At 67.2% G+C, this 13,831-nt stretch carries 13 protein-coding genes; 10 read left to right on the plus strand and 3 right to left on the minus strand.

All coding sequences use genetic code 11. The annotated features are described in order from the left end of the window. The first annotated feature begins 88 nt into the window (after nt 1-88). From ON22_RS09980 to ON22_RS10005, 7 genes are all read left to right on the plus strand, one after another. On the plus strand, nt 89-1,126 hold the full coding sequence (locus ON22_RS09980; RefSeq protein WP_033245193.1) for a branched-chain amino acid ABC transporter permease: 1,038 nt from the start codon (nt 89-91) through the stop codon (nt 1,124-1,126). Further along, nucleotides 1,123-2,526: a branched-chain amino acid ABC transporter permease gene (locus ON22_RS09985; RefSeq protein WP_033245194.1), complete on the plus strand. Its 1,404-nt coding sequence runs from the start codon at nt 1,123-1,125 to the stop codon at nt 2,524-2,526. Before ON22_RS09980 ends, ON22_RS09985 begins: the two co-directional genes overlap by 4 nt. Before the next feature lie 41 nt (nt 2,527-2,567). Continuing rightward, nucleotides 2,568-3,566: an ABC transporter ATP-binding protein gene (locus ON22_RS09990; RefSeq protein WP_081595470.1), complete on the plus strand. Its 999-nt coding sequence runs from the start codon at nt 2,568-2,570 to the stop codon at nt 3,564-3,566. Further along, the gene (locus tag ON22_RS09995; protein WP_033245195.1) at nt 3,566-4,318 is read left to right on the plus strand and encodes an ABC transporter ATP-binding protein; all 753 of its coding nucleotides are present in this window, start codon (nt 3,566-3,568) and stop codon (nt 4,316-4,318) included. Before ON22_RS09990 ends, ON22_RS09995 begins: the two co-directional genes overlap by 1 nt. A 209-nt stretch (nt 4,319-4,527) precedes the next feature. Beyond that, complete coding sequence (gene polA, locus ON22_RS10000) at nt 4,528-7,272, plus strand: DNA polymerase I (RefSeq protein WP_051157390.1); 2,745 nt, start codon at nt 4,528-4,530, stop codon at nt 7,270-7,272. Nucleotides 7,273-7,658: 386 nt separating this feature from the next. Continuing rightward, nucleotides 7,659-7,793 carry a hypothetical protein gene (locus ON22_RS37900; protein ID WP_255218523.1) on the plus strand — a complete coding sequence of 45 codons (135 nt, stop codon included), beginning with the start codon at nt 7,659-7,661 and terminating at the stop codon, nt 7,791-7,793. A 90-nt stretch (nt 7,794-7,883) separates the two neighbouring features. Further along, the gene (locus tag ON22_RS10005; protein WP_033245196.1) at nt 7,884-8,324 is read left to right on the plus strand and encodes a 2-isopropylmalate synthase; all 441 of its coding nucleotides are present in this window, start codon (nt 7,884-7,886) and stop codon (nt 8,322-8,324) included. A 103-nt stretch (nt 8,325-8,427) separates the two neighbouring features. Here ON22_RS10005 and trxA read toward each other — a convergent pair whose 3' ends face one another. Next, entirely contained in the window at nt 8,428-8,811 is a 384-nt protein-coding gene (trxA, locus tag ON22_RS10010; RefSeq protein WP_033245197.1) for a thioredoxin, read from the minus strand. A gap of 125 nt (nt 8,812-8,936) precedes the next feature. After that, nucleotides 8,937-9,470 carry a 2'-5' RNA ligase family protein gene (locus tag ON22_RS10015; RefSeq protein ID WP_033245198.1) on the minus strand — a complete coding sequence of 178 codons (534 nt, stop codon included), beginning with the start codon at nt 9,468-9,470 and terminating at the stop codon, nt 8,937-8,939. Between the two features lie 238 nt (nt 9,471-9,708). Here ON22_RS10015 and ON22_RS10020 point away from each other — a divergent pair, with 238 nt between their 5' ends. The 3 genes from ON22_RS10020 to ON22_RS10030 are packed head-to-tail and all read left to right on the plus strand — an operon-like array spanning nt 9,709 to nt 12,217. Beyond that, a complete protein-coding gene (locus ON22_RS10020) occupies nt 9,709-10,572 on the plus strand; it encodes an ABC transporter substrate-binding protein (protein WP_081595457.1) in 864 nt (287 codons plus the stop codon). Then, nucleotides 10,569-11,441, plus strand: a complete 873-nt coding sequence (locus tag ON22_RS10025) for an amino acid ABC transporter permease (RefSeq protein ID WP_373280849.1) — start codon at nt 10,569-10,571, stop codon at nt 11,439-11,441. Before ON22_RS10020 ends, ON22_RS10025 begins: the two co-directional genes overlap by 4 nt. After that, a complete protein-coding gene (locus ON22_RS10030) occupies nt 11,438-12,217 on the plus strand; it encodes an amino acid ABC transporter ATP-binding protein (RefSeq protein ID WP_033245199.1) in 780 nt (259 codons plus the stop codon). The genes ON22_RS10025 and ON22_RS10030 overlap by 4 nt, the downstream gene beginning before the upstream one ends. 359 nt (nt 12,218-12,576) lie before the next feature. Here the strand turns inward: ON22_RS10030 and ON22_RS10040 are convergent, their stop codons facing one another. Then, a complete protein-coding gene (locus tag ON22_RS10040; protein ID WP_033245201.1) occupies nt 12,577-13,662 on the minus strand; it encodes an isocitrate/isopropylmalate dehydrogenase family protein in 1,086 nt (361 codons plus the stop codon). Nucleotides 13,663-13,831 lie beyond the last annotated feature (169 nt).

Genomic DNA, 13,831 nt, shown 5'->3' on the forward strand with positions numbered 1-13,831 from the left:
CTGCGCGAGTGGTACGCGCACCGGACGGGATCCGGGGCGCGTACCGCTCGCTGCCCCGGTGCAGATCCATGGTGAGGGCGGATAGCCGATGAGAGCAGCCACTACGGCCGATACGGTCGTCTGGGCGCAGGGATCGATCGATTTCAACTACGAGGGGGTCATAGACCAGTTCTGGCGGCTGACCGTCGACGGACTGTCCTACGGCGCGATCTATGCGCTGGTGGCGGTGGGCTACACCCTGGTCTACGGGGTATTGCGGCTGATCAACTTCGCCCACTCCGAAGTGTTCATGCTCGGGATGTTCGGCCAGTATGTGGGCCTGATGCTGCTGGGTTTCGCGCCGAGCGGTAACGCTTACAGCGAGGGCATCCTGCTCACTGTCGTCTACCTCGGGATCGCCATGCTCATCGGTATGGCGGTGTCCGGGGCGGCCGCGGTCGGGTTGGAACGGGTGGCCTACCGGCCGCTGCGGCGTCGCGGCGCCAAACCTCTGACCTTCCTGATCACCGCGATCGGTATGTCGTTCGTCCTGCAGGAGTTCGTGCATTTCGTGCTGCCGGAACTGTGGCCGGGCCTCGGCGGGAACAACGCCCAGCAGCAGATCACCCTGGTCGAACCCGAAACACAGTTCACCATCGCCGGGGCCGAGGTCACGAATGTGACCCTGGTGATCGTGGTATCGGCGGTGACGCTGGCGCTGCTGGCGGAGGTGCTGATCAATCGCACCCGGTTCGGCCGCGGGATCCGCGCGGTGGCCCAGGATCCCGATACCGCGACGCTGATGGGTGTTTCGCGGGAGCGGGTCATCATGCTCACCTTCCTCATCGGCGGCCTGCTGGCCGGCGCCGCCGCCATGCTGTACGTGCTGAAGATTCCGCACGCCGTGATCTTCAACGGCGGATTCATCCTGGGAATCAAGGCTTTCGCCGCCGCTGTGCTGGGCGGTATCGGCAATCTGCGGGGCGCAGTGCTCGGCGGCCTGCTGCTCGGTCTGGTGGAGAACTACGGGCAGATGCTGTTCGGCACCGAATGGCGCGACGTGGTGGCATTCCTGGTGCTCGTGCTGGTGTTGTTCTTCCGGCCGACCGGCATCCTCGGGGAAAGTCTCGGAAGGGCGCGCACATGAGTATTGCGGCGACCGAGAAGAAAGGTCACGGATTAGGCGACGAGCTGCGGGCGTGGTGGACGGGGCTCAGCAGGCCGGCGCAGTGGGCGGTCGGGATACCGGCGCTGTTGCTGCTCGCTGCGCTTCCGTTGTTCCCCCCTCCGCTGCTGGACACCCCCGGCACCAGTTTCGGTGGTGTGCTGGCGCAGTTCGCGATGTACGCGCTGATCGCCATCGGCCTGAACGTGGTTGTGGGACAAGCAGGTTTGCTGGACCTCGGTTATGTCGGGTTCTATGCCGTCGGCGCGTACACGGTGGGTCTGCTGACCAGCCCGAACAGTCCGTGGAACCAGACCGGCGACGGCTGGCTGAACTCCGATTGGGCCTGGCTGGCCTGTGTACCGCTGGCGATCATGGTGACCGCCGTATCGGGTCTGCTGCTCGGTTCGCCCACCCTGCGCCTGCGGGGTGACTATCTGGCCATCGTGACCCTCGGCTTCGGCGAGATCGTCCGCCTGCTCGCCGACAACCTGGGTGAGCTCACCAACGGCAGCCTGGGCCTGTCCGGTATCGCCTACCCGCGGGTCGGCGAATCCGAGGCGCACCCCAACGGTGTGTTCTCCGCGGGGAACGTCGGCGCACCGGAGAGTTCGAATCTGCTCGACCGCGCCAGTTCCGGCACCTGGTGGTACTGGGTCGGTATGTTCGCGGTGGTCGTGGTGCTACTCGTGGTCGGCAACCTAGAACGGAGCCGAGTGGGCCGGGCCTGGGTGGCGATCCGCGAGGACGAGGACGCCGCCGAGATCATGGGCGTACCCACCTTCAAGTTCAAACTGTGGGCGTTCATGATCGGCGCCGCCATCGGCGGTCTGTCCGGGGCGTTGTTCGCCGGGCAGGTGCAGTTCATCAATCCCACCGGGTTCAACATCATCAACTCGATGCTGTTCCTGTGCGCGGTGGTGATCGGCGGTCAGGGCAACAAGCTCGGTGTCATCGTCGGCGCCTTCCTCGTGGTGTACCTGCCGAACCGGCTGATGTCGGTGTCGATCGTCGAGACCCGGGCCGACGCCTATGTGCAGCTGACGATTGTCGCGATACTCTGCGCGGCGCTGCTGGTGGGCCGGCGGTGGCGGTTCCGGGCGCTGACGGGCTGGTCACGGTGGGTGTACCTCGCGGCGAGCGTGCTGGCGGCGGTGTACGCCGTACTGCTGCTGAGCAGCCTGCTGCTCTTCGACGAAGGCGGGGAACAGCGCCTCGGCGACCTGAAGTATCTGTATTTCGGTATCGCACTGGTGGTGATGATGATCCTGCGCCCCCAGGGCCTGTTCCCGGTTCGCCAGAAACTGCTCGCCTTCGGCCGGCAGATCGTGCGGGCGGTCCGGCGTCCGGTGCCCGGCAAGACCGTGGAGGTGACGTCGTGACCGGCCCGCACGCAGGCGACGCCCTGTTCGACAACGAGGATATGGCCGCGGGCTATACCGCCGAACCCCGCGCCGAATCGGCGGGGGAGGTGGATGTGACCGCGGTCGATCCGGCGCTCGCCGACGACGCCGCCGTTGCCGAAGCGGTGGCCGCGCACCGGGAGATCCGGACCCAGGTCGGCGAACCGCTCCTGCGCACGGAGGGCCTCACGGTGCGGTTCGGCGGGCTCACCGCCCTGGATTCGGTGAGTTTCGACATCCGCCGCGGTGAGATCCTGGGACTGATCGGGCCGAACGGTGCGGGGAAGACCACCTGCTTCAACGCCATCACCGGGGTGTACCGGCCGAGCGCGGGGGTGGTGTTCTTCGACGGGAAACCGCTCACCAAGACCAAACGGCACGCGATCACCCGGCTCGGTATCGCGCGGACCTTCCAGAACGTGCGCCTGTTCGGTGAGATGACCGCCCTGGAGAACGTGGTGGTGGGAACCGATGCCCGCCACCGCACCTCCGTGCCGGGTGCGATTCTGCGGACCGGGCGGCACCGGCGCGAGGAACACGATGCGATCGCCCGGGGGATGGCCCTCCTGGAATTCGTCGGTATCGCCCCCCGCGCGGTGGAGAAGGCCCGCAATCTCTCCTACGGCGATCAGCGCCGGTTGGAGATCGCCCGCGCACTGGCCACCGAGCCGAAACTGTTGTGCCTGGACGAACCGGCCGCCGGATTCAATCCGAGCGAGAAATCCGCGCTCATGGATCTGATCCGCAAAATCCGCGACGACGGGTTCACGGTACTGCTGATCGAACACGATATGCGGCTGGTCATGGGCGTGACCGACCGGATCGTGGTGCTGGAATTCGGCCGCAAGATCGCCGACGGCCTGCCTGCCGATATCCGGACCGATCCCGCGGTGATCGCCGCGTATCTCGGGGTGCCCGACGACGAACTGACCGCCGAGGATGTCTCGGTGTCCACTGTGGCACTGCGCGCGGAACACGATCCGGCCGCCGGTGCCGGCGAGGAATCGGAGGATCGGTGATGACCGCATCCGAGCGCGGGAAACCCGGCGGCGAACCACTTCTCGAGGTCGAGGATATCGTCGTCGGCTACGGCAGAATCGAGGCACTGCACGGGATTTCACTGCAGGTCGCCGAGGGGGAGCTGGTGACGCTGCTGGGCGCCAACGGTGCCGGGAAGACGACCACCATGCGCGCGCTCTCCGGTCTGCTCCCGCTGACCCGCGGCCGGATCCTGTTCGAGGGCAGCGATATCAGCCGCGTACAGGCGCACCGGCGGGTGCTCGCCGGGCTGGTGCAGGCACCGGAGGGGCGCGGAGTGTTCCCCGGGATGACGGTGCGGGAGAACCTGGATATGGGGTGCTACGCCCGGCCCTTCCGGAACAAGAGCGATCATGCCGCTGCCCTGGACCGGGTGTTCGAACTGTTCCCGCGGCTGCGGGAGCGGGAGAAACAGGTGGGCGGCACCCTGTCGGGCGGCGAACAGCAGATGGTGGCCATCGGCCGCGCGCTGATGGCGCGGCCACGGCTGCTGCTGCTGGACGAACCGTCCATGGGGCTCGCGCCGATGGTGATCCAGCAGATCTTCCGGATCATCGCCGAGATCAACGCCACCGGGACCACGGTGCTGCTGGTGGAACAGAACGCGCGGCAGGCGCTGGCACGCAGTGATCGCGGCTACATCCTGGAGACCGGTGCGGTCACCAAATCCGGGCCCGGTCGCGAACTGCTGGACGATCCTGCTGTACAGGCGGCATATCTCGGCGTCGGCTGATACAGGGCGCCCGCCGGGCGGCGCACACGCGGTCGACAAACCAAGCGACAGCGCGCGCTCTCATCACAGTGCCGACGGTCGTTGCGGGCCTCGGGGCCGAGGGCCCGCGGCTGTGCCGACCGCCGAGTCACCGGTATTTCCCGGCCGGCGATGGAACCGGCGACACTCACTGGGTCCTGTGTCGGAGGTAGTCCCTAGACTCTCCGGGTGTGACCCCACCGACCACTGCGCAGCCGAGCCTCCCCGCCACCGCCGATACTTCCGGATCGCCGGAAACCCGGCCCACGCTGCTGCTACTGGACGGACATTCCCTGGCCTACCGCGCGTTCTACGCGCTGCCGGCGGAGAACTTCCAAACCGTCACCGGCCAGACCACGAATGCGGTGTACGGGTTCACTGCCATGCTCATCAACCTGCTGCGCGACGAGAAGCCCACCCACGTCGCCGCCGCCTTCGACGTGTCCCGGCAGACCTTCCGCGTGGATGCGTTCCCCGAGTACAAGGCGAATCGGGCCAAGACTCCGGACGAATTCCGCGGCCAGGTCGAGCTCACCAAAGAGGTGCTGGGTGCCCTCGGTATCCCGGTGATGGCGATCGAGGGCTATGAGGCCGACGACATCATCGCGACCCTCACCAGCCAGGCGGTACCGCAGGGCTACCGGGTGCTCATCGTCACGGGCGACCGCGATGCCATCCAGTTGGTCGACGAGAACGTCACCGTCCTCTATCCCCGTAAGGGCGTCTCCGAACTCACCCGGTTCACTCCGGAAGAGGTGGACAAGAAATACGGTCTGAGCCCGGCCCAGTACCCGGACTACGCGGCCCTGCGTGGCGACCCGAGCGACAACCTGCCCGGCATCCCCGGGGTGGGCGAGAAAACCGCCGCCAAATGGATCCGGGAATACGGCGATCTGAACACCTTGGTCGACAAGGTGGACGAGGTACGCGGCAAGGTCGGCGACGCGCTACGCGCCAATCTCAGCAGCGTGGTGCTCAACCGCCAGCTCACCGAGATGGTCCGCGATGTCCCGCTGCCCTACACCCCCGACCAGCTCGCCCAGGGCGCCTGGAACCGGGAGCGGATCCATCAGTTGTTCGACGATCTGGAATTCCGGGTCCTGCGCGACCGGCTGTTCGAAACCCTCGCCCCGCCCACCGTCGAGGCCGAATCCGGTTTCGAGATCAGCGGGCAGACGCTGACGCCGGGCAGTGTGGCGGACTGGCTGGCCGAACATGCGAAAGCCGGAGCCCGGCACGGTATTTCGATCGTCGGGAGCGGCGTTCCGGCCGCCGGGGATGTGCGTGCCCTCGCGATTTCGGCCGCGGACGAAGAGTCCGCCTATATCGATATCACCGCCCTCACACCCGAGGACGAGGCGGCGCTCGGGGCGTGGCTGGCCGATCCCGGCCCCGGCAAAGCGCTGCACGAGGCCAAGAGCGCGCTGCACGCGCTACGGGGCCGCGGCTGGACCTTGGCGGGACTCACCAGTGATACCGCCCTCGCCGCCTACCTGGTCCGTCCGGGCCAGCGCAGTTTCAACCTGGACGATCTGTCGCTGCGCTATCTGCATCGCGAACTGCGCACCGAAACCGAGGCGGCACCGCAGCTTTCGCTCTTGGACGCCGAGGACGCGGTCGATACCGAACTCGCCCAGGGCGAGATGCTGCGCGCCCGCGCCGTGGCCGATCTGGCCGGCGCCCTGGACGAAGAGCTCGGCAAGATCGAATCCCGGCCGCTGCTGGACGAGATGGAACTGCCGCTGCTCGGGGTGCTCGCCGAACTCGAGGACGCCGGCATCGCGGTGGACAACGATCAGCTCACCGCGCTGCAACGTCAGTTCGCCGACAAGGTCGCCGACGCCGCGAACGCCGCCTACGACGTGATCGGCAAGCAGATCAACCTCGGCTCGCCGAAACAGCTGCAGGTGGTGCTGTTCGACGAGCTCGATATGCCCAAGACCAAACGCACCAAAACCGGCTACACCACCGATGCGGACGCGCTGGAATCCCTGTACGAGAAAACCGAGCATCCGTTCCTGCAGCATCTGCTCGCCCACCGCGACGCCACCCGCCTCAAGGTCACCGTCGACGGCCTGCTGAAAGCCGTCGCCGACGACGGCCGGATCCACACCACCTTCAACCAGACCATCGCCGCCACCGGCCGGCTGTCGTCCACCGAACCCAATCTGCAGAACATCCCCATCCGCACCGATACCGGCCGCATGATCCGGGATACCTTCGTGGTCGGCGACGGCTACGAATCGCTGATGACCGCCGACTACAGCCAGATCGAAATGCGCATCATGGCGCATCTGTCCGGTGACGAGGGGCTCATCGAAGCGTTCAACTCCGGCGAGGATCTGCACAGCTTCGTCGCGTCGAAGGCCTTCGATATCCCGATCTCCGAGGTGTCGCCGGAACTGCGCCGCCGGATCAAGGCCATGTCCTACGGGCTGGCCTACGGCCTGAGCTCCTACGGGCTGTCCGCCCAGCTGAAGATCAGCACCCAGGAGGCGAAGGAGCAGATGGAGGTCTACTTCGCCCGGTTCGGCGGGATCCGCGATTATCTGCAGGCCGTCGTGGACCAGGCCCGCAAGGTCGGCTACACCCAGACCCTGTTCGGCCGCCGCCGCTACCTGCCCGATCTCGACCACAGCAACCGGCAGCGCCGCGAGTCCGCGGAACGGATGGCGCTCAACGCCCCCATCCAGGGCACGGCCGCCGACATCATCAAGGTCGCCATGATCAACGTGCACCGGGCGCTGGCCGATTCGGGCCTGCGGTCCCGGGTGCTGCTGCAGATCCACGACGAACTCGTCCTCGAGGTGGCGCCGGGAGAGCAGGACCAACTGCGCGACCTGGTGCGCGACAATATGTCCTCGGCGATCGAACTTTCTGTGCCGCTGAGCGTTTCGGTCGGTATCGGGCGTAGCTGGGACGCCGCCGCACACTGACCGAAGTGCCGCGGGTCGCGTCGGATATCGGGCCGTCGAGCAGCCTGACGCAGCCGCGGCCCGAAGGCTCGGTCCCGCGCCCGGACCGCCCGGCGGTACAGCCGCGACAGGGAAGGCGGAGCGTGGCCCGGGCTCGCCCGGCGCAGGTCGACACGAGGCGGTGCCGACCTGCGTCGTCATCCACATGTCCAGGCAGGCCCCTGACGGTCGGCCGGAAGTTCGCCCCGAGCGGCGGGACTACCGGCGCGGAGTCTGCTTCGTCACCGGCGGGTCCGGGAAATTCTGGGTTACGTGCCGATGACCAGCGGAAACACTACTGTGGGGTAGCGCGAACCGCGGCGTGTATGTGGTTGCTATCCGCCGGGTGAGTCTTTATCCTCGACACCGTGCAGATCCACGCCGACGGCCTACGTGCCGCGCCGATTCTCGCGGACCGCGAGGGCGCGGCGCTTCTTGCGCGTATCGCGAAGCCGGCCGGGCGGGTTCTTGCCGTAGTAGTAACCCGCCGTAGCGGGGTCTGATTCGGACCGGCCCCCTCGCTGCGGGCCCCTTTTCTCGATTTTTGCTGGTCCCCCAACCTGCCGACCTTCTCTGGGAAGACCTACGTGCTCATGACCACACTGACGCTGGACAACGACGCCCTGACCACTGCCGCTCCCCGTAGCCTGCGCACCGAATGCGCGGAGCTCACCGCGGCCCAATTCCATGAACGCTTCGGCGAATGTGCCGGTCCGATCAGCCTCGCGGGCTGGTCGTCCACCGGTGCCCGCGGCGGCGCGTTCACCGCCACCCTAGAGTTTCCGGGGTGGTCGCGTTCGGTGGTGGCCGCCGGTAGCCCGATCGCGGCCATGACCTCCGCCCTCTACGAGGCGGGCTATCCCGTGGAGATCCTGCGCTTCCATCAGCGCCGGACCGCCGCGGGAACCGCCACCTTCGTGCAATGCGAATTCGACGGCCGGCGCGGCTGGGGCGTGGCCCTCGCGGCGGACGGTGCGCAATCCTCGGTGCGCGCGATGATCGCCAGCGTGAACCGCTTGGTCGCCCGGCGCTGATCCGCTGATCCGGCACCGGGGATCGACCCGGTGCCGGATACGACACGACGGCGGGCTCTACACCATCCCCGGAAAGTGTGGAGCCCGCCGTCGTTCGTCGATTCTATTCGGCCACTTCGCCGTTGGCTGCTTGTTGCTCGGCGAGTTGCTTACGAACCTCGTCCATATCGAGGTCCTTGACCTGAGAAACCAGATCCTCGAGCGCGGCGGGCGGCAGCGCACCCGGCTGGGCGAAGACCAGGACGCCTTCGCGGAAAGCCATGATGGTCGGGATGGACTGGATATTGGCGGCCGCGGCCAGGCCCTGTTCGGCCTCGGTATCGACCTTGCCGTGCACGACATCGGGATGCTTGTCCGCCGATGCCTCGTAGGTGGGTGCGAAACTGCGGCACGGTCCGCACCAGGAAGCCCAGAAATCGACGAGTACCACGTCGTTGCCGGTGACTACCTCATCGAAGTTCTGTTGCGTCAGTGTCTGGGTGGCCATGACGTCCTCTCGTGGTCGGTATACAGGCTGCAACGCCGGCCCCGGCCGCGGTTGTTCCACGGCGGTGTCGTACGCCACCGGGCCCCACCCTACGTTGTCATATATCGGCTCGTGTGGGCGTCCGGTCAGCCGTGTTCGGCGATCGGCCAGGCCTGGCGGCGGTTCCCGTCCCAGCGTCGCAGACCCACCACGGTCGCGGCGGTGTCCTTGTCCGTGGCCACCGCGCTCACCGCCTCTCCGATCCGCTGCGGCAATACCCGCCGGGCCAGCGTGATATGCGGAGTCCACTGGTTCGGATGCAGGTTCGCCGGAACATCCGGGCACGGTGCCACGATCTGATACACCCGCCGATGCCAGGCCAGTAGTTGTTCCGACGGCACCACCGCGCGCACCAGAATCGGCCGCCGCGCGCCGAACACCAGTACACCGCCGAGACGGATCGGGAACGGCCGGAAAGGTAAACGGTCCAGGTCGGTGTCGATCCGCGGCCAGATCTGCCGGGCCACCGCCACGGTGATATGGGGCCGGTGACTTTCGGCGTCGCCGGCGCGGGCCCCGCGTCCCAGGCCGGGCAGGCCCGCTTCGGCGAGCAGTTCCCACTGTCGCCGGATCCGCTGCTCGGACTTGTCGTCGAGCAGTAATTCCACCGACTGCACCATGATCTGCAGACGGTAGCCGTTCGTCCGCGGGATATCCGGCGGATCGGCCGGGCTCGTGCTGCGCGTGGGTCAAATCTCGGTTACTACGGCCGTGTTGCACCCGCGGTTCGCCTACTGTGCTGACAACGTCCTCGAGTGGAAGTGCCGGCCGCGTCCACCGAGCGGACTGCGGGCCCGATTCCTTGCGACGGCAGGTGGTGTGACGGTGGCTGATCGATCCGGTTCCCGGATCCGGCGGATGGTGTGCGTGATCGCCGGTGTGCTGCTGGCGGCCGGGTGCGTAACCAATATCGAGGACACCGGGCCGGTCCCCCCGAAGATCACGGTGCAGACCGTGCCGGAGCTCGCGGCCCGGGTACCACCGGATATCGCCGCGGCAGGGGAAGTGGTGGTCGGCGTGAACGTGCCGTATCAGCCGAACGAGTATCGCGACCGGCACGGCGCGATCGTCGGCTTCGATATCGACCTGATGGATGCGGTGACCGCGGTACTGGGAATCCGCGCCCGCTACACCGAATCGGCGTTCGAGAAGATCATCCCCGCCGTTCAGGCCGGAACCTACGACATCGGGATGTCGTCGATCACCGATACCCCCGAACGGGAGCAGCAGGTCGATTTCGTCACCTACTTCAGCGCCGGTGTGCAGTGGGCACAGCGCACGGGTGACGATATCGATCCGGAGAACGCCTGCGGTAAACGCGTCGCGGTCCAGGCCACGACCGTGGAACATATCGAGGAGGTCCCGGCCAAGAGCGAAGCGTGTGTCGCCGCCGGGAAGGATCCGATCATCATCGACGCGTTCGACGAGCAGAGCTCGGTCACCAACGCCTTGGTCCTGGGCCAGGTCGACGCCATGTCCGCGGATTCCCCGGTGACGGCGTACGCCATCAAACAAACCGGCGGGAAGATCGAACCGGCGGGCCCGGTATTCGATGCCGCACCGTACGGCTGGGCGGTGGCCAAGGGGTCCCCGCTCGCACCGGTACTGCGGGATGCGGTGCAGCATCTGATGGACAGCGGGAAGTACCGGCAGATCACCGAGAACTGGGGTGTGCAGGAGGGTGCGCTGGGCACCTCCGTGATCAACGGCGCGAGGAGCTGACCATGGCCACCGACCCGGGTGTGACCCGCGACGACCACGAACCCGAACCGATCAAGGCGGTCCCCCTGCGGCGCCCGGGCCGGTGGCTCGCGGCGGTCCTGATCCTGGTCCTCGTGGGCCTGTTCCTCTACGGTGCGGCAACCAACCCTGCCTATCGCTGGGATGTGTACTGGCAGTACCTGCGGGATACCAGAATCGCTTCCGGTGCCGTGGTCACCCTGGAGCTGACCGTGCTGGCGATGGTGATCGCCGTGGCGCTCGGCACAACGCTGGCGGTGATGCGGTTGTCGCCGAACCCGGTACTACGCGCCACCGCCTGGGTGTACCTGTGGATCTTCCGCGGCACCCCGGTGTATGTGCAGCTGGTGTTCTGGGGCCTGGTGCCGTCGCTGTACCAGCATGTCGCGCTCGGCGTGCCGTTCGGGCTGGGCCTCAACGAGGCGGCGTATATGGCCGAGATCGTCCGGGCCGGTATCAATTCGGTAGGGGAGGGGCAGCGCGAAGCCTCCACGGCCCTGGGAATGTCCTGGTCACAGACCATGCGCCGGACGGTGCTACCGCAGGCCATGCGGGTGATCATCCCGCCGACCGGTAACGAACTCATCAGCATGCTGAAGACCACCGCCCTGGTCACCGCCATCCCGCTCAGCACAGACCTGTTCGGGCGGGCCCGCGATATCTACGGCGTGAACTTCCTGCCCATCCCGCTGCTGCTGGTCACCGCGACCTGGTACCTGGCGATCACCAGCGTGCTGATGGTCGGCCAGTACTACCTGGAGAAATACTATTCACGCGGGATATCGCGGAAGCTGACGGCCAAACAGCTCCAGGAGCTGGCCGATGCACAAGGGGAGGCACGGGCGAAATGACCGCGACCAGTACGGAGCCGATGGTCCGCGCGGACCGGGTGCACAAGAACTTCGGTGCGTTGCGCGTGCTCAACGGGATATCGCTGGAGGTACGGCACGGTGAGGTGCTGTGCCTCATCGGCCCCTCCGGATCGGGAAAATCGACATTCCTGCGCTGTATCAACCATCTCGAACAGGTGAGCGCGGGGCGGTTGTATGTGGCCGGGGAACTGGTCGGCTACCGCGAGAAAGCCGGACGGCTCTACGAACTGCACCCTCGTGACGCCGCGCGGCAGCGCCGCGGGATCGGGATGGTCTTCCAGCATTTCAACCTCTTCCCGCACCGGACCGCGCTCGGCAATGTCATCGAGGCACCGATGCAGGTGAAGAAAATGCGCAAGGCCGACGCGACCGCCCGCGCGAAGGAACTCCTGGATCGAGTCGGGTTGGCGGACAAGGCAAATGCCTATCCCGCCCAGTTGTCCGGCGGGCAGCAGCAGCGGGTCGCGATAGCCCGCGCCTTGGCGATGGACCCGAAACTCATGCTCTTCGACGAGCCCACCTCCGCCTTGGACCCCGAACTGGTCGGCGAGGTACTCACGGTGATGCGCGAACTCGCCGATTCCGGAATGACGATGGTGGTCGTCACCCACGAGATGGGTTTCGCACGGGAGGTCGCCGACAAGCTGGTGTTCATGGACGGCGGTGTGGTGGTCGAAGCGGGGCCGCCGCGGGAACTGCTGGCGAAACCGGAACACGGGCGTACGAAAGAGTTCCTCTCACGATTGCTGGAATAGTAGTGCGTGGGAAACGTCCCAGCGCACGACATTCGGGTTGCCGCGCACCCCTGGGGCGGTCGCCGGGACCGCAGTGCACCGAGTGTTGTCCGGTGCGCCGGAGTCGTTGCGGGGGAACGCTCGGTGCGCAAACCTTGCGCACCGGCCGGCGGTGTCGGCGGCGATCTCCGCCACCTGTTGCCGCCGGCGCAGACTGCGCCGGATCACGAAGTACGCGGCCACAGCCGGCGCCGGCGCGCCGATCACCGCTGCGACCTGGTTCGATGTCTGTCCGGCGTCCGCTCGCACCGGCGGTTCCGCGCGCCGTGACCGGCGAATCGTTACCGGCAATCGTCAAGGAGCTTCGCGCGTGACATGCGTCAACGGCGGTGGATGCGTGCGGTGACCTGCTCGGTGAATTCCGCGGTCGAGGCCAGTCCGCCGAGATCCGCGGTGGCGATACCGGCGGCGAAGGTCGCGGCCACCGCGCGGTCGATCCGATCTGCCGCGTGCGCCAGCGGCGGATCCTCGCGGCGCTGCGCGAGCCAGCGCAGGAGCATGGCCGTGGAGCGGTGCAGGGCCACGGGGTTCGCCCGGTTGTGGCCCGCCAGCTCCGGCGCCGCGCCGTGGACCGCCTGCGCCATCGCGTGAGTGGTGGAGCAGTTCAGCGAGGCCGCCGTGCCCAGCGATCCACCGAGCTGGGCGGCGAGATCGGAGAGGATATCGCCGAACAGGTTCTCGGTGACGATGACGTCGTAGTCGCCGGGCGCGCGGACCAGATGGGCGGCTGCCGCGTCGACGTGCTCGTCGTCGACCGCGATCCCGGGGTATTCGTCCGCCACCGTGTAACAGGCATCCTTGAACAGGCCCATGGTCAGTGGCAGCACATTCGCCTTGTGCACGATCGTCACCCGGCCACGCCTGGTGGCGGCGAGCCGGAACGCCTCGTGCGCGATCCGCTCGCTCGCCGCGCGGGTCACGAGGCCGACCGACAGCGCGATATCCGGGGTGGGACAGAACTCGCCGGACCCGACGGCCATGTTCCGGTCCGCGTAGAACCCTTCGCTGTTCTCCCGCACGATCACCAGATCGATATCCGGCGCGACCGCACGGATTCCGGGAAAAGCCTGCGCCGGACGGATATTGGCGTACAGGCCGAAGTGGCGGCGGATCGCGCCGCCCGGAGCGATGCGGTGCTGCGGGGGATAGGACGCATTGTCGTGCGGTCCGAGGATCCAGCCGTCGGTGCCGGCCAAACCCTCGAGGGTGGATTCCGGTAGCGCCGATCCGAATTCGTCGATCGCCCGCCGGCCCATCGGCAGTTCGGCCCATTCCGCGGCGAGGCATCCGGTGGCCGTCAGCGCTTCGTCCACCACCCGCCGCGCCGAACCCACCACCTCCGGCCCGATCCCGTCGCCTTCGACGAGACCCAGTCGAAGCCGCTGTCCCGATTCCGTCCCGTCCATCCGGTCATCGTCGCAGAATGCGCGCTGGGTCCGGACCGGCAGGCCGGTGTCGCGAGCCGGTGCGAAGGCCGTGGCGGTGGCCGTCGATCCCGCACTGTTCCGGTTCCTCTGGCTGCTTGCGCCCTTGGGCCGGAGCTTGCCGGGACCACCGCTCGTTGCTATCTTAGTG

It is taken from the genome of Nocardia carnea NBRC 14403 (genome assembly GCF_000308515.1).
GTDB lineage: Bacteria > Actinomycetota > Actinomycetes > Mycobacteriales > Mycobacteriaceae > Nocardia > Nocardia carnea.

What these genes read in the sequence shown, in the direction of transcription:
- ON22_RS10015 (WP_033245198.1), bottom strand. Translation starts at nt 9,470, where the DNA reads ATGGTGCAGTCGGTGGAATTACTGCTCGACGACAAGTCCGAGCAGCGG.
- ON22_RS09990 (WP_081595470.1), top strand. Translation starts at nt 2,568, where the DNA reads ATGGCCGCGGGCTATACCGCCGAACCCCGCGCCGAATCGGCGGGGGAG.
- trxA (WP_033245197.1), bottom strand. Translation starts at nt 8,811, where the DNA reads ATGGCCACCCAGACACTGACGCAACAGAACTTCGATGAGGTAGTCACC.
- ON22_RS09995 (WP_033245195.1), top strand. Translation starts at nt 3,566, where the DNA reads ATGACCGCATCCGAGCGCGGGAAACCCGGCGGCGAACCACTTCTCGAG.
- ON22_RS10005 (WP_033245196.1), top strand. Translation starts at nt 7,884, where the DNA reads ATGACCACACTGACGCTGGACAACGACGCCCTGACCACTGCCGCTCCC.
- ON22_RS10020 (WP_081595457.1), top strand. Translation starts at nt 9,709, where the DNA reads ATGGTGTGCGTGATCGCCGGTGTGCTGCTGGCGGCCGGGTGCGTAACC.
- ON22_RS09980 (WP_033245193.1), top strand. Translation starts at nt 89, where the DNA reads ATGAGAGCAGCCACTACGGCCGATACGGTCGTCTGGGCGCAGGGATCG.
- ON22_RS10030 (WP_033245199.1), top strand. Translation starts at nt 11,438, where the DNA reads ATGACCGCGACCAGTACGGAGCCGATGGTCCGCGCGGACCGGGTGCAC.
- ON22_RS09985 (WP_033245194.1), top strand. Translation starts at nt 1,123, where the DNA reads ATGAGTATTGCGGCGACCGAGAAGAAAGGTCACGGATTAGGCGACGAG.
- ON22_RS10040 (WP_033245201.1), bottom strand. Translation starts at nt 13,662, where the DNA reads ATGGACGGGACGGAATCGGGACAGCGGCTTCGACTGGGTCTCGTCGAA.